The sequence below is a fragment of the Hyunsoonleella rubra genome (assembly GCF_042684665.1).
Classification (GTDB): Bacteria; Bacteroidota; Bacteroidia; order Flavobacteriales; family Flavobacteriaceae; genus Jejuia; species Jejuia rubra.
This window is the reverse complement of sequence record NZ_JBHULY010000011.1, coordinates 49,804-69,082: the sequence shown is the minus strand read 5'-3', so window position 1 is coordinate 69,082 and position 19,279 is coordinate 49,804. Positions and strand designations below refer to the sequence as shown.

Below are 19,279 nucleotides of genomic sequence, written 5' to 3'. Positions count from 1 at the left end.
TAGTAAAATGAAACGGTTAATTTTTATTATCATATTGTGTTTATCCTATATCGTTTATTCCCAAGAGGATAAGGAGTTACAATTGGCGCAAAAGAAGGCCAATAATTATGTATATGAAGGCAATGATTTGGTAGATGAAGATTTTGTGGAGGCGGAAATGGCCTATAGAAAAGCGCTTTCAAACCAATCCGACAACATCGCTGGGCATTATAATTTAGGGAATTCTTATTACAATAATGGTAATCTGGATGAGGCTTTATATCGTCACCAACAAACTGCAAAATTGTCCACTTCTAAAAGTGAAAAACATAAGGCATTTCACAATATGGGAAATATCTTCATGAAGAATAAGCAGTGCAAACTCGCTGTTGAAGCCTACAAAAATGCGCTGAGAAACAACCCTACGGATGATGAAACCCGTTACAATTTGGTCTTAGCTCAAAAATGTGCCGAGGAACAGAAAAACGACGACAAGCAAGATAAAAACCAGGACCAGGAGAATAACGAAAAGCAAGATCAGAATCAGGATAACCAACAAGAACAAAACAAAGAAAACGAAGAAAACGAGGACCAAGAAAACGAGGATAAAAAAGAGGACGAGCAAAACAAGGAGAATCAAAACGAAGACGAGTCCAACAAAGATAAAGGTGAAAAAGAGGGCCAAGACGGCAAGAATGATGATGAAAAAAATTCGGAAGAAGATAAAGAGGATAAGTCTGAAGGCGATGAAAATGATAAAAACAAAGAAGAGGATGAAGAGCGAAAGAAGGACGGGAATTTTGATAATGAAGGTGATGACAGCCAAGGAAAGCGTGGCCAGCAACAATTATCGCCACAACAAATCAGAAGTCTTTTAGAGGCCATGAACAATCAAGAGAAAAAGGTTCAGGAAAAAGTAAAGGAGGAAAAAATGAAGGAAGCCAAAGGCCAACGTGTCTATTCTGAAAAGGATTGGTAGAAAATTAGAAGCCTGAGGTTAGAAGCGCGAAGTACCATGAGCGTTAGTATAGAAAAGAAAAAATGAAACTTATAAAGTTACTCTACATATCAATTTTTATCCTTTTGGCCCAAGGTGTTGTTGCACAGGTGGACTTTGTGGCGAAGCTCAGCAAGAAAAAACTGGGCATCAACGAACGCCTCCAGATAAATTTTGAAATGAATAAGGATGGGGACAATTTTAGCCCTCCGAGTTTTTCCGGCTTTACCGTAGTTGGTGGTCCAAGTCAGTCCGTTAGTAATTCATGGGTGAATGGGAAACACACCTACAAAAAAACGTATACTTATTTTTTAGCACCAAAGAAACGGGGTACGTTCACCATTGGTCAAGCTACCATTGTTATTGAAGGTGAAACCTATAAAACCACGCCTGTAAAAGTTGAAATTACGGCTGCAGTTGACAAACCTAAAGACCCGAATGACCCCGATTATGTAGCGTCGGAAAGCATCCACTTAGTAGCTGAGGTTTCAAAAGCTAATCCTTATTTAAACGAAGCTATCACGGTGGTTTATAAGCTATACGTGGCGCCAGGGACCGGAGTGAGCAATTGGCGAGAAATGGATATTCCGAGATACGATGATTTTTGGAGCCAAAGTATTGATACCAAAGGACAGCGCGTTCAAAATGGCACATATAACGGTGAAGATTATCGATTTTTAGTTTTGAGAAAAACAGTGTTGTATCCACAACGAACGGGGAAATTAAATATTGAACCGCTCAGTTTGGATGTGTCTGTACAAGTGCCCACCAACAAGCGTGACATTTTTGGAAGCCGATTAATGACCCGGGTAAACAAAACAGTATCCGCAGGTAATAGAACCATTGATGTTAAACCATTACCCGAAAAAGGCAGACCAGCTGATTTCACAGGTGCTGTTGGCGATTTTAGCTTTAAGGTGTCCACGACAAAGAATGAATTGAATGCCACTGAATCCTTGCAGGCCAAGGTTGAGGTAAGGGGCAAGGGCAATTTAAAGTTGTTTAAACTGCCAAAGATTTCGCTTCCTAGCTCATTGGAGGTATATGAACCAGAGCATAGTGAAAATGTAAGCACCAACTCCAGAGGGATGCAGGGCAGTATTTCCGATAGTTATACTGTGGTCCCCCAATATAAAGGAAAGTATCCTATCCCAAGTATTTCATTTTCCTATTTCGATTTAAAGACGGAAAGCTATAAGCGCATCTCTTCGGATGAAATCATTATTGATGTTTTAGAGGGGCCAACAGCTTCTAATTCAACATCGAATACTTCAGGAACTAATACTACCAAACAACCCGTTTTGAATACGAGCAATCAATTTGCATTTATCAAGACAAAAACGGAATTTACTTCCGTCCATAACACCTATTTTTTTAAGTCTAGGATATTTTGGAGCGCACTTTTATTGCCGTTTTTAGCCATTCCGTTGGCAATAGTCATCAGACGGAAAAAGGCTTACAGGGATGCAGATGTGATTGGAAATAGGATACGCCAGGCTGATAAATTGGCCAGAAAGTATCTTAAAGGCGCCAAAAAGCAATTGGGTAAAAAGGAAGCATTTTATGAGGCATTGGAGAAGGCGTTGCATAATTATTTGAAAGCCAAACTTCGTATTGAAACCAGTGAGTTGAGCAAGGAAAGAATCCAAAATCTGCTGAATGAACGTGGGATTGAGACTGAGGTTGTGGGTGATTTTATTGCCATTTTTGAAAATTGCGAACTGGCACGATACACACCCATCACCAACGTTACCATGCAAGAGGATTACGATAAGGCGGCAAAAACAATTTCATTAATCGATAAACAGGCGAGATAGGTATGAAACACGTTTTTTGCATATGTTTTATATTGTTTAGTTGCTGGGTTTTAGGAGCACAGAACCTGCAACTATTTGAGGATGCCAATAGGCTGTATAACGAAGGTAAGTATGCCGAAGCTATTGATAAATACATGGCCATTCTTGAGACGGAACACCACTCACCGGAATTGTATTTTAATCTGGCCAATGCCCATTATAAATTGAATAATGTAGCACCCAGTGTTTTCTATTATGAAAAAGCCTTACAATTGGCTCCAAAGGATGAGGGCATTAAAAACAATTTAGGTTTTGCTCAAAATATGACCATTGATGCGATTGATAATGTGCCAGAGGTTGGGTTTTCAAAACTCATTAAAAATTTGACGAATACGTTCAGGTTTGATACTTGGGCAATCTTGGCTGTCCTCATGGTATTCCTTTATGTGATTTTATTCTTAATTTATTACTTCTCGCATTCATCCTTGAAAAAGCGCATTACCTTTATCGCAAGTAATATCTGTTTATTGGCTATGTGTATTGCATTGGCATTCGCCTTTTATAAATATGAAATAGACAAAAAAGATAACCCCGCTATTGTTTTTGCTCAGGAAACCAAGGTAAAAACAGAACCCAATAATCGTAGTGAGGAAGCCTTTAGGTTGCACGAGGGCACGAAGGTTCAAATTTTGGATACTGTAAACAACTGGAAACAGATACAGCTAACGGACGGAAAAACGGGGTGGATTCCAACCGAAGATATAAGAATGTTAACGAAGAATTAACCCACATTGCTTCGAAAATCTTATATTTGAAATTACCAACACAAATCAAACTATGCTAAATCGTATAACAGCCATTGTGCTTTCGGCACTATTCCTTTTGTTCCTAACCGCGCCTACGGTCATCATGATGATTGATGAAACGTCGGATGTGTCTGCGTTTTATGCAGCCAGTGAGGAAGAGGAAAAAAAAGGGCAAGAAAAGGATGTTGATAAACTATTGGTGTTGAATCCCTTTTTAAATGGGGAGTACGATTTTGATTTAGGTGATAAAGACAACAATTCGCAGTATTTTATAAAACGCTATTGGAGGCCTTACATAAACATCATTTCCCCACCTCCCGAAAGCTTCACGCTTTAATTTAGATTTAGCTTTACGGATTTCTTGATATCTCCGACAACATTATTTTAACTAATAGCTTTTAAAAAAGATTTTGAAAGCACAATTCATTTTAGAATGTTTAAAACTCTTAAGAATGATTTACCAGCGAGTATAGTCGTATTTTTTGTGGCGTTGCCCTTGTGTTTGGGTATTGCCCTCGCTAGTGGGGCGCCCTTGTTTTCAGGCCTGATTGCTGGAATTGTCGGTGGTATTCTAGTAGGTAGCCTAAGTGGCTCCAAAATTGGAGTAAGTGGGCCGGCAGCCGGATTGGCAGCCATTGTATTAACCGCCATTGGTACGTTAGGAGGTTATCAAAACTTTTTGGTTGCTGTAGTATTGGGTGGTGTGATTCAGTTGATATTCGGATTTTTAAAGGCAGGTATTATCGGCTATTATTTTCCGTCTTCCGTGATAAAAGGGATGCTAACAGGTATTGGTGTCATCATCATTTTAAAACAAATTCCGCATTTTTTTGGTTACGATGCTGATCCCACAGGGGATTTTGCATTTTTCCAAGTCGATAGCGAAAACACATTTTCAGATCTGATCAAAACCCTAAATTATATTACACCTGGTTCAGCGGTTATTGGAATAGTTAGTTTAGGAATTCTCATTTTATGGGAAAGGGTCCTCACCAAGAAGGCCAAAATATTTCAGTTGGTTCAAGGCCCGCTTGTGGCAGTAATCATAGGTATTATTTTCTATATATTAACAAAAGGACACGATACGCTTGCTATTAACAGTTCTCATTTGGTAAGTGTACCGGTTCCGGAAGACGCTGCCTCTTTTTTAGCGCAATTTAGCTTTCCTAATTTTAATATCATCACCACTGGTGAGGTATGGGTCGTAGCATTTACTATTGCTCTGGTTGCAAGTTTGGAAACCCTACTTTGTGTTGAGGCTACCGATAAGTTGGACCCACATAAAAACGTAACACCCACTAATAGGGAACTTTTGGCTCAGGGCACTGGTAATATTATTTCGGGTATGATTGGTGGTCTGCCAATCACACAAGTAATTGTGCGGAGTTCCGCTAATATTCAATCAGGAGGTGTATCCAAGATGTCAGCCATTATCCATGGTTTCTTTCTTTTGATATCTATTATATTGATTCCTGATTTGCTGAATATGATTCCACTTTCCGTTTTAGCAGCTATTTTATTGGTTGTAGGCTATAAATTGGCAAAGCCCATGTTGTTCAAAAAAATGTATAATTTAGGTTGGAAGCAGTTTATTCCATTTATTGTCACTATTGTTGGAATTGTGTTCGTGGATTTATTGTATGGCATTGGGCTCGGGCTGGGTGTAGGGATTATTGTTATTTTGATAAAAAGTTTTCAGAATTCCCATTTTCTGCACAAGGAAGGCGAGGATGTAGATGACGGTAAGATAAAAATGACGCTGGCGGAGGAAGTTACCTTTTTTAATAAAGGTGCTATTTTGAAGGAATTGGATCGATTGCCATCAGATTCATTTTTGGAACTGGATGTCACTAAAACACGTTATTTGGATAATGACATCATAGAAATTCTTGAAGATTTTGCCGTGAAGGCAAAAGAACGAAATATTGATATCAAATTGATTTCGGAACGAGGGACTATCGATAATCCCGAAAGTTATATTGAATTTTTCAAATTAGATAAAATTACCAGATAGATTAGATTTTGAATTGGTAACCAAGGTATCTGATGGAACTTGATCTTGATATTACTCTGTATTTTGTGCCAAACAAGCATGTATTTGATACATTTAAGGGCTGTATAGTATGGATAAAAGTCAACGTTAAAGACGAATATTAATTAAGATAAAATAGAACAATGAAAAATATAGCAATAACAAAGGACATTCAAAGTAGTTTAACTCCCTCAGATGTGTTAAATGACTTGCTGGAAGGCAATAAAAGATTTGTAGAGAATGATATGCAGGAAATTGACCATTCAGCCTTGGTATCACTAACCGTAAGCGGGCAGTACCCTAAGGCAGTTGTGCTATCGTGTATTGATTCTAGAGTGCCTGTTGAAACCGTTTTAGATCAGGCTATTGGCGATATTTTCGTAGCCCGTGTGGCAGGGAATTTTGAAAACACCGATATTTTGGGGAGTATGGAATATTCCTGTAAAGTGGCAGGTAGTAAGTTGGTAATGGTTTTGGGTCACGAAAGCTGTGGTGCCGTAAAAGCGGCTTGTGATAGAGTGGAGTTAGGAAATATCACCCCGTTATTGTATAACATTCTACCAGCAGTAAAGCAAAGCGAAGACGAGGTAGATGGTACTCATGATTCCACTAACAAAACTTTTGTGGCTAAAACGGTCGAAAATAATGTAAAGCTTACCATAGAACGCATTCGTGAACGTAGTGCTATTTTAAGGCAAATGGAGCTGGACGGCGAGATTAAAATTGTTGGAGGCGTTTATATGCTGTCTTCGGGAAAGGTCGAAATGATATAAAACACGGAAAGTCGCCCATTGGCGACTTTTTTTATGCACTTTGAGTTTTTTCGGAATTTTCCGTTTTGTCAGTCTTGATTAGATTTGGGAACAGCATCGGCGCAAGGGATTTGACAGGTTCGTATAATACGGAATCTTCCAGATCATCTTCACTTGCAAATGGAATCGTGTTGTTTAAATTAGCAAAAACCATTAGGACAACACTCAAAATAACCCCAATTTTCAGGCCTCCAAAAATAGCACCAAGTAGACGGTTTAAAATTCCCAAGGCCGCAAAGTTGGCTAATTTTGTCAAAGCCTTTCCAGCCATGGCAATGGCTATAACAATTACTATAAAGGTAATCGCAAATGCCATAATATTGATGTATTTTTCGTCCCACGACACCTTTTCCATTAAAAAATCAGAGGCAAAATAATTAAAGTGAATAGCACCGTAAACTCCGGCTACCAAAGCTACCAAAGAAGCCACTTCTACAAAAAGCCCTTTAGAAAACCCTCGTATTACACCGAAAAGAATCAGGGCGCCTAAGATAATATCGATAACTGCCATGGTTGTTTCGTTTTTGTAAATATAGACAAATTCTAACCTTGTTATTTAAAACGTAAAAAAGTCGATAAACGTTTACTAACTTTGAACTTTGAACTGAAAGTATGTCCAGAGACGAAAAATTAAAAGAACGTTGGGAATTGGTAGTAAATAAGTTGTCTAATCAATTTGCCGATGGGGATATCTTGGATTTAGATGCCATAATTTACCTTATTGGCGTTCAAGAGCTGGGACAACTGAACAGAACCTTTAAAAAGGATCAAAAAATCGATTTAATGCATATTGCCATCTGCAAGTTGTTGTCGCCTTATGGTTACTACGAGTTAGATTTTGTGGATGACGATGGGTGGCCCCATTATAAGCCTTTAGAGGCTTTACCATTTTTAAAAGCGGGCGAGCAATCTGTTTTGATGAAAGAGGCTATCGTCAATTACTTTTTGGAAACGGACTTTATTGATTAATTATCTGTTTTGTAGCTATTTATAATATTGAATCGTTTTTTTCTTCAGAATTTAACGTTATATTTAAGCAACAATAAATCTAAACAAAAAATCATGAAAAAACTATTCTTAATTTTTAGTGTACTGGCGTTGACTTTTTCCTCTTGTGGTGAGGATGATGGTGGTGGCGGTGGCGACACATCAGGTGGTAGCGATCCTCTTGTTGGAACTTGGAAGCTTATATCGGGTTCTATTAACGGAAATTTAGTAGTATTGGATGCCTGCCAAAAGATGGAAACCATCATCGTAAGTTCAAACGGTACCTTCACTTCGGAATCTTTTGATGACAATGGCTCTGGAGGTTGTGATTCAGATGGAATAGACAACGGTAGATGGGAAAATGTTGGCGGAGGTTCTTATAAGATTACATCTGAAATAGGAACTCCGGATGAAGACGAATTTACGGCGCCATTTACCTTCAGCGGTAATACTTTTTCAGTAACTGTAATGGATGATGGTGATACTGTTGTTCAAGTTTTCCAAAAGCAGTAAAAAAGCATTCAAAAAATAAAGCTCCCTCGGTCAGAGGGAGTTTTTTTATGGCTAAATTTCATCTAATTGGTCATCAGTTTCGGAATGACATGATAGATAAAATCAACGAATGAATTGCTAAAGCTATGGTCAATTATTTTTTGGAGACGGAATATATTAATTAACGTGACTTCGATTTAAATATCAACAAATAAATTATTATTAAAATATTGAAAACCGCGCTTTGTCATATCGACAGAGCGAAGGATGAGCGACGAGATATCTCATAATGATGAGATTCCTCCTCGTTCCTCATTCGGAATGACATACTAATAACAACAAATGCCTTTAAATAATTGATTATCAAATAGTAATACATCGAGCTCACGTTAATTAGGGCGTTACCTTCGCTCATACCTACAAGGTTTTTACTTCGGCAAGCTCAGCACAAGTAAAACCTTGCGGGATCGCTTCGATCGGGCTCTCCGTTCCCAATCTTTTTTTCTTGCCTCAAAAAAGGATTTCCACTACAATCCCTAACGCAATTACTTGCTAGCTAAGGTTTAAATTTAAAAGCTATTTCACTTTTTATTAATTACTACGATATAAAATTAAATAAGTTTCGCCTTGAATTAAACCAGTAGTACAAACATCACAAACGAAATTTTCCGATGACATTTGAACAGCTAAATCAATTTCTTCTTCTGGTAAATCGTCGAAAATATCAGGAGATTTCATACGAATAACATCAGTACTGTTTGTTGAGAGAGCCGTATTATCAATAACTCTATCATTAGTAACATCATATAATTCAACAGTCACGGCGTTATTTGCTCTATCTGCTTTTAGTCTTGGTGAAAAAATTATGGAATCTACACCAATATAATTGCGTTTATCAAAATCAAGGAATTCTCCCCCTAGGGTTGGAGGGCCATTAGTACCTCTAGCAACACTTCCGCTTAAAAGAAAAAGCCTTACTTGTAAATCAAATCCACCATCAACACCATTACAAATGAACCTTTCAATGCTGACTTCTTCCTCATCCAAGGTGCCATTGGCATTATCATCAACTCCAGATTCTATTTTAACCCCACCGTTTTCACAGTTTTCTCCTGCGAGTTCATCAGTAACATTTACTAAACTAATATTACCATCTACACCATTACAAGTATAAGCTGTGGCTCTAATTTCAGTATCGTCAAGAATGCCGTTAGCATCAGTATCAACTCCAGTATCAATTTTTAGTCCGCCATTTTCGCAGTTAGACCCTGCGGCTTCATTAGTGATTTTGGTAAGGCTATCATTACCATCAATACCGTTGCAAACATAAGCAGTTGCCGTTATTTCAGACTCATCAAGAGTTCCATCTCCGTTGGTATCAATACCCGAATCAATTTTAACGCCACCAGTTTCACAATTGGTTCCTGCGGCTTCGTTAGTCATTTTAGTTAAGCTATTGTTACCATCAATACCGTTACATACATAGGTGGTTGCAGTTATTTCTTCAACATCAAGTGAGCCATTTCCATTCGTGTCTATTCCAGAGTCAATCTTTATACCTCCATTTTCACAGTTAGTTCCTACGGCTTCATTAGTAGTTTTTATTAGTCCATCATTGCCATCAATACCATTACAAACGTAAGCCGTAGCCGTAATTTCAGTATTGTCTAGCGTTCCATCTCCGTTTTCATCGATTCCAGAATCAATTTTAACACCACCATTTTCACAGTTGTCACCAGAGGGCTCAGTTGTTACAGTAGTTAGGCTGCTATTACCATCAACACCATTACATACATAGCTGGTATTAAGAATTTCGTTACTGTCCAATGTCCCGTTTGAATTGTTATCAATACCAACTTCCACCTTAATGCCACCATTTTCACAATTATTGCCTGCTGGTTCATTAGCAATATTCACTAAGCTGTTCAAGCCATCTAAACCTGTTGGGCCAACTGCGCCTTGTTCTCCTTCACAGCCCATAAAAAATATAATTGTTAATCCTACAAGTAAGTTTTTGATTTTTGATAGATTCATGCCGTTAACTAAGTTTTGAATTAATATAGACTGTTTTTTTATTTAAGATGGTTTAATTTTCTTCCCAAGACTGTAAGAATCTAAAAGTAGAGAATTTTGTAGGAGTGATTCAAAGAATTTAGTAATTTTCGTTCAAAGCCCTTTTTTTTCTTTAAAAACTAAAGTGACTATTTACCTGCTTAAACGATAGCAATCACTAGAGTAAATCTCAATAAATTAATTAAATTTGCCATCAGTTTCAGAATATCATGATAGATAAAATCCAAGAATTAATAGCTGAAGCCGAAACCTTTAAAGCGCAAACGAAGGAAGAGGTTGAAGCGTTCAGAATAAAATATTTGGGCTCCAAAGGCCTGTTGAAGGAGTTTTACAGTGAGTTAAAAAATGTGGCGAACGATCAAAAACGGGAGTTTGGCCAAATCATTAACAAGCTAAAAACAACTGCCGAAGAAAGGGTAAATACCTTAAAAGCTGAATTGGAAAGCAAGGAAGAAGTCAAAGGTATTTACGGCGACCTGTCCCGACCGGGGCAACCTATTGAAATTGGAGCACGCCATCCTATTTCCATAGTCAAGAATCAAATTATTGACATATTTTCTAGAATTGGTTTTAATGTAAGCGAGGGCCCAGAAATTGAGGATGACTGGCATAATTTTACGGCTTTAAACTTGCCCGAGCATCACCCAGCACGGGATATGCAGGATACATTTTTTATCCAAACCAATCCAGATATTTTATTGCGTACGCACACCAGTTCGGTGCAAGTACGTTATATGGAAAATAACAAACCACCAATCCGGACAATTTCCCCAGGGCGTGTGTATCGAAACGAAGCGATTTCAGCACGTTCGCACTGTTTTTTCCATCAAGTGGAAGGTTTGTATATTGATAAGGATGTAAGTTTTGCAGATTTAAAGCAGACTTTACAACACTTTACTACCGAAATGTTTGGGAAAAGTAAAATACGTTTGCGTCCGTCGTACTTTCCGTTTACAGAACCAAGCGCCGAGGTGGATGTATATTGGGGCTTGGAAACCGAAACCGATTACAAAATGACCAAAGGCACAGGTTGGCTAGAAATTATGGGCTGCGGTATGGTGGATCCCAATGTATTGGAAAATTGTGGCATCGACTCAAAGGAATACTCGGGTTTTGCCTTCGGAATGGGGATAGACCGTATTGCTTTGTTATTACATCAAATCAGTGATATTCGTTTGTTGAGTGAAAACGATGTGCGGTTTTTGGAGCAGTTTAAATCGGCGTTTTAGACCCCATAAGCACATTTAGCACTCTCAATCTGCTCTGCTTCCGTAGTCTCAGGATACAGCAAATATTTGGGCGCAATAATGGGTTTCGAGCTGTTAATATCTACCTTTATAATTTCCGAAAAAGGAAACTTGCCTTCGGTTAGTTTTAAAAGCTCCGCTTCCATGGCTGAAAAGTCGTCATCTAACTTTGTTAGAATTGTTGCTTCTCCTTTTAGCTGAAACCCTTTTTGCACCAAAATATCGATAAAACTTACGCATATGTTGGGGTTTTGTTTGATGTTTCTAACGGATTGAGGAGAGGCGATATTGGCAATAATGATAGCATCACCAAAATAAGCGAATATTTCTTTCGGTGAAACATTTGGGATATTGTCTTCGGAAGAGGTGGCCAACCAACACAATACACTTTGGTGGATATACTTTTTTATGTCATCATTCATACACCAAATCCTTGAACAGTTTTTCGTTAAAATCCTGCTTTACTACAACATTTTTTGGTCCAAACTTGCTCCGGTCAAAAGAGAGTAGAATATTCCCAGTCTTTTGATAATTATCCCAAGGATGGATAAACTTGGGTTCTGGATCCTCAAAATTTTTGAAAAAAGCCCATTGTTTAATCAGGTTATCGGTCTGGTCAACATAAACATAGTATTTATTGTCTGGCGTAACGCCCACCTCGCTAAAGGTCAACTGCAGTACATCGGCCGTATTTCCGTTTTCAAGTTTTTCGGATTTGATATGCTTCAATGTAACCCCCGGATCCTGCAGTTTCCAGGGCATTACCAACCAATACGAATCGTTGATCCACCAGTTTTTGCCTTTATTAAGCCATTTTTTAGCTGAACGCTCATCAAGTTGTTTGTCTTTTTCAAAAACCTTTCCTTTAAGGGTATGGATGTTAACCAAAATAACAATCGAATCCTTTGGGCTTTCCACCCTAACATCACCGCTCCATTTATCCCAAAACAAGATGCGTTTGCCAAAGTCCCATTTTATAAACCGGGTATTGTTGTAATTTTCCATGCCCCCCATGGCATCAACAACTTTGTTGGCTATTGTTATTGCTTTTTCATCTGTTTGTTGTGCAGAGACATTCAAACCAAATAAGAAAATAAACAGTGTGATTTTCAAAAGAGATACTAATTTCATAACAAGTTATTTTATGGATTTGTGAAGTTACGCAATACCTAAGGAAATCTTTATTTTTGCATCATAAAAATAGACCATCGTTGAAAAAAGATATTGAAGTTCCAAAGGTAGAAGGCGTTTATATGGCTGTCGTCAGCGAGTTTAACGCTATTTATAAAACGGAAGACTGGAATGCCTACATCATAAACGATAAAGATTTAGAACTAGAAATGGTGATTATTGTTTCAGAAGGTTACTCCGAAACTAAAAAGACCGCAACATTTAGGAAGCGAATTGACAAACTACCTGCAAAAAGTTATGCTAAAGTTGAATTGATGCCAAAGGAACTTTTCGTGCTTAACAATAGCTTTAAAGTGTCTTTTTTTGAGGGTAATCAGATGTTTGATAAAACTTATGTTTTTAGAAAGAACACCATTAATTCCAAAGCGTTGCAACCCATCCCATTGATGGATGTAAAAGGTGTTTTGGTTAAGTAACCAATTCCTGTGAAAACAGGAATCTTATAGCAAGTATGCCTTACTTATTGGGAGCTTTGACTTTGACGGATTAGTACATTAGTGCTGCCTATGGATATGTAGTGATTAAACTCGTTCTCGCAGTTCTCAATACTAGCTGTCTGTGCGACCCTTCTTTAGGGTGTCGCTGGAAATTAAAAAAGCGGAAGATATTGGTTCGAAGCGCCTGCATAGTCTGAAATAGATAAGTAAAATAACTCTCCTCCTTTAAAAGGAGGAGTGGCTTTATCCCATTGAGGGGATAAAGACGAGGTGGTTTATTTATCTTTAAAACAAAGCGATATCTCATTAAGTACTATGGGCAAATTCTCAAAAACGGATTTGTTTTCAAACCTTATTACTTTAAATCCTAGTTCTTCTAAACGCCGAGTTCGTTCGAGGTCATAATTGGCTTGTGCAAAATCAAAATGTACGGCACCATCTAATTCAATGATGAGTTTTTCACTTGGACAGTAAAAATCCACGATAAAGTGTTCAATACTATGTTGTCTTCTAAATTTTCGCCCATTTAATTGTTTTCTTTGAAGTGATTTCCATAAGGTGGCCTCTGCCGAAGTTAAATTCTTTCGTAATTCCTTTCTACGTTCTTCCAGATATTTATGGTTATGGATTTTTGTCATAAAAGAGCGTGTTTTAACCCTTCCGAATTTAATTCTTTTGAGAAGAATTAAATCCACCTTCCCTTAAAAAGGGAAGGAATTGGTTGGCTGTAAAGGTATTTATGGATTGAATTCATTAATGCAATTACAGAAAACAAAATAACCCGATATCCATCGGGATAGAGGAGGCCTCTAATCCAACTTCTCAGTTAACCGTTGAAACACTTTTTTTGGGTTTTTGTTTTCGTAAAGTATCTCGTAAACTGCATCGATGATGGGGGTATCCGCCTTTTTCTCATTTTTTTCGTTCATTAGATACGCACTTTTTGTGGCATAATAACCCTCGGCTACCATACTCATTTCCATTTGTGCAGACTTCACGGTATAGCCTTTTCCGATCATATTGCCAAACATGCGGTTTCTGGAAAACGTAGAATAACCCGTTACCAATAAATCGCCCAGGTATGCAGAATTATTGATGTTGCGTTTCATTTTGTGAACCCGCTTTATATAGCGCTTCATTTCACGAATGGCATTGCTCATTAAAATACTCTGGAAATTGTCCCCATAACCTAAACCGTGGGCGATTCCGGCGGCAATGGCGTAAATATTTTTCAGCATTACCCCGTACTCCACGCCAATCACATCGTCACTTATTTTCGTTTTTATATAATCGCTGGAAAGGCTATCGGCAATGTGCTGCGCTTTTTTGGCATCCCAACAGGAAATGGTAAGATAGGACAGGCGCTCCAAAGCTACCTCCTCGGCATGGCAAGGCCCCGCAATAACAGCGATGCTATCAAACGGTACTTTATAATGCTCGTTGAAATGTTCACCAACCAAAAGGCCTGTTTCCGGAACGATGCCTTTTACCGCGGATACAATGGTTTTATCGGAGATATCCACCGACAATTTTTCCAGTTCACTATGCATAAATGCGGAAGGAATCACGAAAATTAGAACATCGGCCCATTCAGCCATTTCGTTAATATCGTTGCTCAATTTCAACTGCTCCAAATGGAACTCTACCGAGCTTAAATAGTTGGGGTTGTGTTGCTCTCTCAGCAAATGCTCCTTAGTGTAAACGCTTCGCATGTACCAGCCCACTTCATCCAAATTCTCACAAAGCATTTTCACAATGGCCGTGGCCCAACTGCCTGCTCCAAATACCGCGTACTTTAAAGGGTTGTTCATAGAATTCTCAACTGAGTTATGTCCAAAAATAAGGAATTTAAAGAAGACTTTTGAACTATAGAAATTATAAAAACGGTTTTTGGCACGCGTTTTGAAATTAACTAATTGAAATCAAAAAAAGACGAATTATGAGGACTGTAAAATTATTTTTGAGCGCTGTTTTGGCATCCCTAATGTTGACTTCCTGTTATACCGAAGTTGTGGTAGATGATTTTGACAACGGCGCACCCGGAATTTCGATACATCAACTATTGAACTCCCACGAATTATGGTATGTGGATATTAACCAAACGGTTGGATACGGTGAGACACCCTTTCTGCAAAAGGCATTTACCATTTCGTTTAGAAACGGGGTAATTTATGCCAATAACAATTTGGTGGGCATTGGAAATAGTGGCAATGGTTTTGGGATTGATGTGGCCGAATACGATGCCTATAATATGATTCTTGACGTGAACCACGATTTGGATGGGTTCCATACGTTTGATGTGTTTCAAGTTGACGGCAATACGATTGAATTGTACAATCCAAACAATGATACCTCCTACTTTTTGGAGGGCTATCAGCGCAACAATTTCGATTATGATTTTGTGTTTTATGATAACATCCACTATTTCCTTCAGGAATATGAAGCTTGGGAAAAAACATATACCAGCGAAATGGGGGTGCTGAACGAATTTGATAATGAGAATTATATACAGTTTTTAGCTGGCGGTAATGATTCTACCTTTAGAAGTTCTCAGGATGATTTTGGAGTACACCCCAACAATTTATATTGGGATTATACGGGAGTGTATGGCGTAGGTAATGTGGCAAATAATTTTTACTTGAAAACTTTAACATTAGATTATGATTTCTTCGACAATGAATTCTTTGAATTGAGCGTTATTGATGACGGAACCATAGAGTTGTTCCACCCTTCTTCGGAAACGATTTATGAATTTAAGGGAAGAGGCTATATCCAGTATTTAAAAACTGGTAATGTAAAAGGAAAAACTGCGACTACTAAAACTGAGAAGAAGCGTAAGTTTAAAAAAGAAAGAAAAGAAAACCCTAGAGAAAATACCAGGGTAAACGCATAAAAATTTTGGTTGGTTATTTAGTTTAGAAACCGTTTAAGGCACTGTGCATTAAGCGGTTTCTTTTTTTGTTAAAATTGTGACCAATCCAAATTCTCCGTGTCTTAAAAATGTGTAGCTTTAGGTGAACACTTTCTGTTAAAGATTAAATAGAGTATTAACCCTAAAAAATAAATTAAAATGGGATTATTTTCATTCATTAAAAACGCGGGTGCCAAAGTATTCGGAATCGGAAAGACGGATGCAGAAGAAGCTGCGGAGGTGGCGGCCAAAGAATTAAAAATGGAGCAATTGGCAGCTCAAAAGTTGGAAGAAACCATTAACGACTTGCAACTGCAGGTAGAAAACTTAAATGTATTTATCGATGATGAAACTGCGACGGTAAGTGGAGCTGCTAATGACCAAGCTACGAAAGAGAAGGTTGTATTGGTGGTTGGAAATTCCAGTGGCATTGCATTTGTTGATGACCAAATGACGGTTGAAAATGTTGAGCCAGAAGCCCAATTTCACACTGTTGTAAGCGGAGATACCTTGGGGAAAATAGCAAAAAAATATTATGGCAATGCCATGAAATATCCAGTAATATTTGAAGCGAATAAGCCAATGCTTACCGATCCTGATAAAATTTATCCGGGACAAGTATTGCGCATTCCTGCCTTAGACTAAACACTACCTACATAATTATGTTGGGTTATCCCCAAGATATTGACTAATTCAATACATTGAATGTGAAAACCCGTCAAAAGTTTTTTTGATGGGGTTTGTTTTTCAGCACAACGTAATACAAATCCCTTTTTTTGTTATTCCGTATTTAAGTTGGAATAATAAACCCCTTCGCGATTCATAAAAGTACCGTCCCTTTTATTTAAATCTAGCTGTTCGCCATTAAAGGATGTTGCTGGTAAACCCAGTTCACGATATATACAAACAGAGGCGGCATAATCCCAAGTGCTACCTCCACCAATATCTTTTTTTGGGAGTTTTAAAAAGCAGGCCGGTCCGTTTTCTAAAACTGAAATGGCGCACATTACAGCCCCTTTTCCTGAAGTTTCTTTAATGCGTTTCAACCCTAAATTTGTTTGATGTGTGTTGAGAATATTCTGAATTTCATCAGCCCTAGGGGTGTCCTTTAATTTTTTATCCGTCGCGTAGGTTAGGTAATCATTTGTGTTTTTAATGGCCCAAGGCTTTTGGTTTTTATAAGCTCCTTTGCGTTTTATGGCATGGTATAAGGTTTCGGAACTTGGGTCAAATATAACCCCAATTATAGGTGTTCCATCTTTGGAAATTAAAGCGATTGAAACCGAAAACCCAGGGCGTTTATTAATGAAAGCAAGTGTGCCATCCATTGGGTCAATACACCAAAAATATTCCTTTTTAAATCGGCTGCCGTCATCTTTTGTTTCTTCAGAAAGTAGCCCAATGTCAAACGCTTTGCAGGTGGCGTTTAAGTGTGATAAAATTGTGCTTTCGCATTCCCGATCTACTTTGGTCACAACTTGAGAAGCATAAGTTGAACCTCCTTCTTTTGTCTCTACAACGATGTCATCATTCATATACTTTTGAATGATTTTTCCAGCTGAAAGCGCTGCTTCAATGGCTATGTTTGCTAGGTATTGTAAATCCATTATTATGGATTTTTAATGACTTCGGCAGTGATTCGTTCACTGTAACTATTAATTTTCCAGTGTCCAGGGCTCCAACCCTTTAAAAACCGATGAAAATCTGCCCAGGCCACACGGTACAACGATCGCCATTCGTTTTCCAGTGCTTCATTTTTTTCACCTAAAGCTATATGCAAATGTGAAAAATAGGTGTCTAGTATTTTCAGTTCCAAACGTTCGCAATCACTTTCATTGAGGCAACTCCCAATAAAATAAGCCACATCCTTCATGCCACATCCACCACCAACATATTGAAAATCTACCCCAGCTACTTCGCCGTTCTCAGAAAAACAAAAGTTGGCCAATTTGGCATCGCCGTGAACGAACGTTTTGAAAGTGCAGGAATTCAATTTTTCATCAATAGCTGAAGCAGTCCTCTGCAATGCCTTATCTTCTAAAACTTCCAATTCTTGAGGTCTGGTGTCCAAATGCCAATAGGTACCAACATACCAAAGTCCGTCGGGTACTTTCCCCAAATAACTCGCATGAAATTTTGCCAACCATTCTAGGCACCTATCTATATCTTCCCATTTTACACTATGTTTTCGCAGGGGGAAACCTGCTTTGTCCAAATCTTCAAGGACTATCAGGACTTCATTTTGATAACGTTCAATAGCAAAACATTTTGGCAAGCGCGCCATACTCATTCTACTGTATTGCTGATACCAAGTGGTTTCTACTTCGTAGGATTTCAACTTTCGTTGATGGCCAATGTCCGAGTTCCATCCTCTGGGGTGATTATTTCTTCTTGGTAGTTGCACATGCTTTACAACCACACTTTCCAAATCGGCGTTTTCTAAGGTAATTCGAACAATCATACCATAACCGCTCCAAAGTTCTTGTATTAGCTCTTTTTCAACTAAAGAAGTGGCTCCCGTTTTTTGTAGAATTATGGATTTGAAATGGTTGTTCATAAGAGGGTAAAGGTAGAAAATAAAATATGCGCTAGCATTATTACTAGCGCATATAAAAAGCGATATTGATATCACAGCAAATTGTTCAATCGATTTTGAAACCAGTTGACTTTGGGCTTTTCAGCCTCTTTTTTGGTTACTGCCTCATCCTTTCGATTTTTGTTGTTTTGCATTTTTGCTTTTTTGTCCACTCGCTTTATCACTTCATCTGCGAAATAAATAAAGTCGTTGTTCAATGCAAATAGTTTAGCATCCTGCAATACTTCAGCAGCTCGTTTAAAATCCTTTTGAGCTTCAAACAAGTACCCTTGGTTCAAAAGTATTCCGGCTTTATCGATACCTTTTATTGTCATCGCAAAGTCTATCAATTTCTGAGCTTCCTCAAAATCGCCATTGTTTATCAATAGGCGAATAAAATCAGGATAGATTGCCGGAATATCCATATTATTGGCCATAGCCCTTTCATAGTATGTTTTTGCTGTGGCTTTGTCTCCAAGTTGTTCGTCATATACTCTAGCCATGAGGCAAAGCGCCATTACGCTATTTGGATCATAGGCCAAAGCATAGTTCAATGCTTCAACAGCCCTCTCCAATTCGTAGGGGTAAGCCTCAATGGCCCTAAACAAGTATATATTGTGCATATTAGTTTCCATAACCTCCTTTCTTTTTGATTCATAACTAATTTATTGGCACACAAAATTTTTGTGAACCTAACTCCGATTCAGATTGATATAATCGAAAATTCTAGAAAACTTCCTCTATAGAGGTTCCGTTTGAATTTGTCATTCCCGTGATCCCGATAGCTATCGGGACGGGAATCCGAATAAAAAAATCCGAAACAGTTTATATTGCTTCGGATTTTTTTCTGGAAAGTAATTTACCTACTTAAAGCAGGCGGCCAGAAAAAACCGAAGCCTGAGCCATAATCCTGGGTTACAACTCCAATCCTGAAATGCTATATA

At 38.2% G+C, this 19,279-nt stretch carries 21 protein-coding genes; 12 read left to right on the top strand and 9 right to left on the bottom strand.

Features of this window, described 5'->3' with window-relative positions:
- The first annotated feature begins 7 nt into the window (after nucleotides 1-7).
- From ACFSR8_RS05840 to ACFSR8_RS05815, 6 genes are all read left to right on the top strand, one after another.
- Nucleotides 8-958 (top strand): aerotolerance regulator BatC, encoded by a 951-nt coding sequence (locus ACFSR8_RS05840; RefSeq protein ID WP_380289996.1) that lies wholly within the window; start codon nucleotides 8-10, stop codon nucleotides 956-958.
- Between the two features lie 62 nt (nucleotides 959-1,020).
- Complete coding sequence (locus ACFSR8_RS05835) at nucleotides 1,021-2,793, top strand: BatD family protein (RefSeq protein WP_380289994.1); 1,773 nt, start codon at nucleotides 1,021-1,023, stop codon at nucleotides 2,791-2,793.
- Between the two features lie 2 nt (nucleotides 2,794-2,795).
- Entirely contained in the window at nucleotides 2,796-3,557 is a 762-nt protein-coding gene (locus ACFSR8_RS05830) for a tetratricopeptide repeat protein (protein ID WP_380289992.1), read from the top strand.
- A 52-nt stretch (nucleotides 3,558-3,609) separates the two neighbouring features.
- Nucleotides 3,610-3,915 carry a hypothetical protein gene (locus tag ACFSR8_RS05825; protein ID WP_380289990.1) on the top strand — a complete coding sequence of 102 codons (306 nt, stop codon included), beginning with the start codon at nucleotides 3,610-3,612 and terminating at the stop codon, nucleotides 3,913-3,915.
- A gap of 96 nt (nucleotides 3,916-4,011) precedes the next feature.
- The gene (locus ACFSR8_RS05820) at nucleotides 4,012-5,592 is read left to right on the top strand and encodes a SulP family inorganic anion transporter (protein WP_380289988.1); all 1,581 of its coding nucleotides are present in this window, start codon (nucleotides 4,012-4,014) and stop codon (nucleotides 5,590-5,592) included.
- 161 nt (nucleotides 5,593-5,753) lie between these two features.
- A complete protein-coding gene (locus tag ACFSR8_RS05815) occupies nucleotides 5,754-6,383 on the top strand; it encodes a carbonic anhydrase family protein (protein WP_380289986.1) in 630 nt (209 codons plus the stop codon).
- A 31-nt stretch (nucleotides 6,384-6,414) separates the two neighbouring features.
- On the opposite strand, the gene ACFSR8_RS05810 is transcribed toward ACFSR8_RS05815, so the two are convergent.
- Nucleotides 6,415-6,933 (bottom strand): CvpA family protein, encoded by a 519-nt coding sequence (locus tag ACFSR8_RS05810; protein WP_380289984.1) that lies wholly within the window; start codon nucleotides 6,931-6,933, stop codon nucleotides 6,415-6,417.
- A gap of 101 nt (nucleotides 6,934-7,034) precedes the next feature.
- Here ACFSR8_RS05810 and ACFSR8_RS05805 point away from each other — a divergent pair, with 101 nt between their 5' ends.
- Both ACFSR8_RS05805 and ACFSR8_RS05800 read left to right on the top strand, forming a co-directional pair.
- Nucleotides 7,035-7,391 carry a hypothetical protein gene (locus ACFSR8_RS05805; RefSeq protein ID WP_380289982.1) on the top strand — a complete coding sequence of 119 codons (357 nt, stop codon included), beginning with the start codon at nucleotides 7,035-7,037 and terminating at the stop codon, nucleotides 7,389-7,391.
- A gap of 93 nt (nucleotides 7,392-7,484) precedes the next feature.
- Complete coding sequence (locus ACFSR8_RS05800) at nucleotides 7,485-7,922, top strand: lipocalin-like domain-containing protein (protein ID WP_380289980.1); 438 nt, start codon at nucleotides 7,485-7,487, stop codon at nucleotides 7,920-7,922.
- Between the two features lie 570 nt (nucleotides 7,923-8,492).
- Here ACFSR8_RS05800 and ACFSR8_RS05795 read toward each other — a convergent pair.
- Nucleotides 8,493-9,881, bottom strand: coding sequence for a DUF7151 family protein (locus ACFSR8_RS05795; RefSeq protein WP_380289978.1), 1,389 nt, complete (start codon nucleotides 9,879-9,881; stop codon nucleotides 8,493-8,495).
- 302 nt (nucleotides 9,882-10,183) lie between these two features.
- Between ACFSR8_RS05795 and pheS the strand changes: the two genes are divergently transcribed.
- Nucleotides 10,184-11,203, top strand: a complete 1,020-nt coding sequence (gene pheS / locus ACFSR8_RS05790; RefSeq protein ID WP_380289976.1) for a phenylalanine--tRNA ligase subunit alpha — start codon at nucleotides 10,184-10,186, stop codon at nucleotides 11,201-11,203.
- Here the strand turns inward: pheS and ACFSR8_RS05785 are convergent.
- Together ACFSR8_RS05785 and ACFSR8_RS05780 are read right to left on the bottom strand one after the other, a co-directional pair.
- Complete coding sequence (locus ACFSR8_RS05785) at nucleotides 11,200-11,643, bottom strand: pyridoxamine 5'-phosphate oxidase family protein (RefSeq protein WP_380289974.1); 444 nt, start codon at nucleotides 11,641-11,643, stop codon at nucleotides 11,200-11,202. The two genes, pheS and ACFSR8_RS05785, sit on opposite strands and share 4 nt — an antisense overlap.
- Nucleotides 11,636-12,352, bottom strand: coding sequence for a hypothetical protein (locus tag ACFSR8_RS05780; protein ID WP_380289972.1), 717 nt, complete (start codon nucleotides 12,350-12,352; stop codon nucleotides 11,636-11,638). The genes ACFSR8_RS05785 and ACFSR8_RS05780 overlap by 8 nt, the downstream gene beginning before the upstream one ends.
- 80 nt (nucleotides 12,353-12,432) lie before the next feature.
- Here ACFSR8_RS05780 and ACFSR8_RS05775 point away from each other — a divergent pair, with 80 nt between their 5' ends.
- On the top strand, nucleotides 12,433-12,828 hold the full coding sequence (locus ACFSR8_RS05775) for a hypothetical protein (protein WP_380289970.1): 396 nt from the start codon (nucleotides 12,433-12,435) through the stop codon (nucleotides 12,826-12,828).
- Nucleotides 12,829-13,124: 296 nt separating this feature from the next.
- Here the strand turns inward: ACFSR8_RS05775 and ACFSR8_RS05770 are convergent, their stop codons facing one another.
- On the bottom strand, nucleotides 13,125-13,487 hold the full coding sequence (locus tag ACFSR8_RS05770) for an endonuclease domain-containing protein (RefSeq protein WP_380289968.1): 363 nt from the start codon (nucleotides 13,485-13,487) through the stop codon (nucleotides 13,125-13,127).
- Between the two features lie 171 nt (nucleotides 13,488-13,658).
- The gene (locus ACFSR8_RS05765; protein WP_380289966.1) at nucleotides 13,659-14,660 is read right to left on the bottom strand and encodes an NAD(P)H-dependent glycerol-3-phosphate dehydrogenase; all 1,002 of its coding nucleotides are present in this window, start codon (nucleotides 14,658-14,660) and stop codon (nucleotides 13,659-13,661) included.
- Nucleotides 14,661-14,788: 128 nt separating this feature from the next.
- Between ACFSR8_RS05765 and ACFSR8_RS05760 the strand changes: the two genes are divergently transcribed.
- Together ACFSR8_RS05760 and lysM are read left to right on the top strand one after the other, a co-directional pair.
- Nucleotides 14,789-15,742 (top strand): nicotinic acid mononucleotide adenyltransferase, encoded by a 954-nt coding sequence (locus ACFSR8_RS05760; RefSeq protein ID WP_380289964.1) that lies wholly within the window; start codon nucleotides 14,789-14,791, stop codon nucleotides 15,740-15,742.
- Nucleotides 15,743-15,919: 177 nt separating this feature from the next.
- On the top strand, nucleotides 15,920-16,405 hold the full coding sequence (gene lysM / locus ACFSR8_RS05755; protein WP_380289962.1) for a peptidoglycan-binding protein LysM: 486 nt from the start codon (nucleotides 15,920-15,922) through the stop codon (nucleotides 16,403-16,405).
- A 134-nt stretch (nucleotides 16,406-16,539) separates the two neighbouring features.
- Here the strand turns inward: lysM and ACFSR8_RS05750 are convergent, their stop codons facing one another.
- From ACFSR8_RS05750 to ACFSR8_RS05740, 3 genes are all read right to left on the bottom strand, one after another.
- Nucleotides 16,540-17,367 carry a 3'(2'),5'-bisphosphate nucleotidase CysQ family protein gene (locus ACFSR8_RS05750; protein ID WP_380289960.1) on the bottom strand — a complete coding sequence of 276 codons (828 nt, stop codon included), beginning with the start codon at nucleotides 17,365-17,367 and terminating at the stop codon, nucleotides 16,540-16,542.
- 2 nt (nucleotides 17,368-17,369) lie between these two features.
- Nucleotides 17,370-18,317 carry an oxidoreductase family protein gene (locus ACFSR8_RS05745; RefSeq protein ID WP_380289958.1) on the bottom strand — a complete coding sequence of 316 codons (948 nt, stop codon included), beginning with the start codon at nucleotides 18,315-18,317 and terminating at the stop codon, nucleotides 17,370-17,372.
- A gap of 71 nt (nucleotides 18,318-18,388) precedes the next feature.
- Complete coding sequence (locus ACFSR8_RS05740) at nucleotides 18,389-18,970, bottom strand: hypothetical protein (protein ID WP_380289956.1); 582 nt, start codon at nucleotides 18,968-18,970, stop codon at nucleotides 18,389-18,391.
- Between the last annotated feature and the right edge of the window lie 309 nt (nucleotides 18,971-19,279).

Excerpts from the sequence above, each read along its gene's own strand:
- ACFSR8_RS05770 (WP_380289968.1), bottom strand. The coding sequence starts at position 13,487 with ATGACAAAAATCCATAACCATAAATATCTGGAAGAACGTAGAAAGGAA.
- lysM (WP_380289962.1), top strand. The coding sequence starts at position 15,920 with ATGGGATTATTTTCATTCATTAAAAACGCGGGTGCCAAAGTATTCGGA.
- ACFSR8_RS05745 (WP_380289958.1), bottom strand. The coding sequence starts at position 18,317 with ATGAACAACCATTTCAAATCCATAATTCTACAAAAAACGGGAGCCACT.
- ACFSR8_RS05840 (WP_380289996.1), top strand. The coding sequence starts at position 8 with ATGAAACGGTTAATTTTTATTATCATATTGTGTTTATCCTATATCGTT.
- ACFSR8_RS05815 (WP_380289986.1), top strand. The coding sequence starts at position 5,754 with ATGAAAAATATAGCAATAACAAAGGACATTCAAAGTAGTTTAACTCCC.
- ACFSR8_RS05835 (WP_380289994.1), top strand. The coding sequence starts at position 1,021 with ATGAAACTTATAAAGTTACTCTACATATCAATTTTTATCCTTTTGGCC.
- ACFSR8_RS05740 (WP_380289956.1), bottom strand. The coding sequence starts at position 18,970 with ATGGAAACTAATATGCACAATATATACTTGTTTAGGGCCATTGAGGCT.
- ACFSR8_RS05820 (WP_380289988.1), top strand. The coding sequence starts at position 4,012 with ATGTTTAAAACTCTTAAGAATGATTTACCAGCGAGTATAGTCGTATTT.
- ACFSR8_RS05795 (WP_380289978.1), bottom strand. The coding sequence starts at position 9,881 with ATGGGCTGTGAAGGAGAACAAGGCGCAGTTGGCCCAACAGGTTTAGAT.
- ACFSR8_RS05765 (WP_380289966.1), bottom strand. The coding sequence starts at position 14,660 with ATGAACAACCCTTTAAAGTACGCGGTATTTGGAGCAGGCAGTTGGGCC.
- ACFSR8_RS05750 (WP_380289960.1), bottom strand. The coding sequence starts at position 17,367 with ATGGATTTACAATACCTAGCAAACATAGCCATTGAAGCAGCGCTTTCA.
- ACFSR8_RS05785 (WP_380289974.1), bottom strand. The coding sequence starts at position 11,643 with ATGAATGATGACATAAAAAAGTATATCCACCAAAGTGTATTGTGTTGG.
- ACFSR8_RS05800 (WP_380289980.1), top strand. The coding sequence starts at position 7,485 with ATGAAAAAACTATTCTTAATTTTTAGTGTACTGGCGTTGACTTTTTCC.
- pheS (WP_380289976.1), top strand. The coding sequence starts at position 10,184 with ATGATAGATAAAATCCAAGAATTAATAGCTGAAGCCGAAACCTTTAAA.
- ACFSR8_RS05825 (WP_380289990.1), top strand. The coding sequence starts at position 3,610 with ATGCTAAATCGTATAACAGCCATTGTGCTTTCGGCACTATTCCTTTTG.
- ACFSR8_RS05805 (WP_380289982.1), top strand. The coding sequence starts at position 7,035 with ATGTCCAGAGACGAAAAATTAAAAGAACGTTGGGAATTGGTAGTAAAT.
- ACFSR8_RS05810 (WP_380289984.1), bottom strand. The coding sequence starts at position 6,933 with ATGGCAGTTATCGATATTATCTTAGGCGCCCTGATTCTTTTCGGTGTA.
- ACFSR8_RS05780 (WP_380289972.1), bottom strand. The coding sequence starts at position 12,352 with ATGAAATTAGTATCTCTTTTGAAAATCACACTGTTTATTTTCTTATTT.
- ACFSR8_RS05830 (WP_380289992.1), top strand. The coding sequence starts at position 2,796 with ATGAAACACGTTTTTTGCATATGTTTTATATTGTTTAGTTGCTGGGTT.
- ACFSR8_RS05760 (WP_380289964.1), top strand. The coding sequence starts at position 14,789 with ATGAGGACTGTAAAATTATTTTTGAGCGCTGTTTTGGCATCCCTAATG.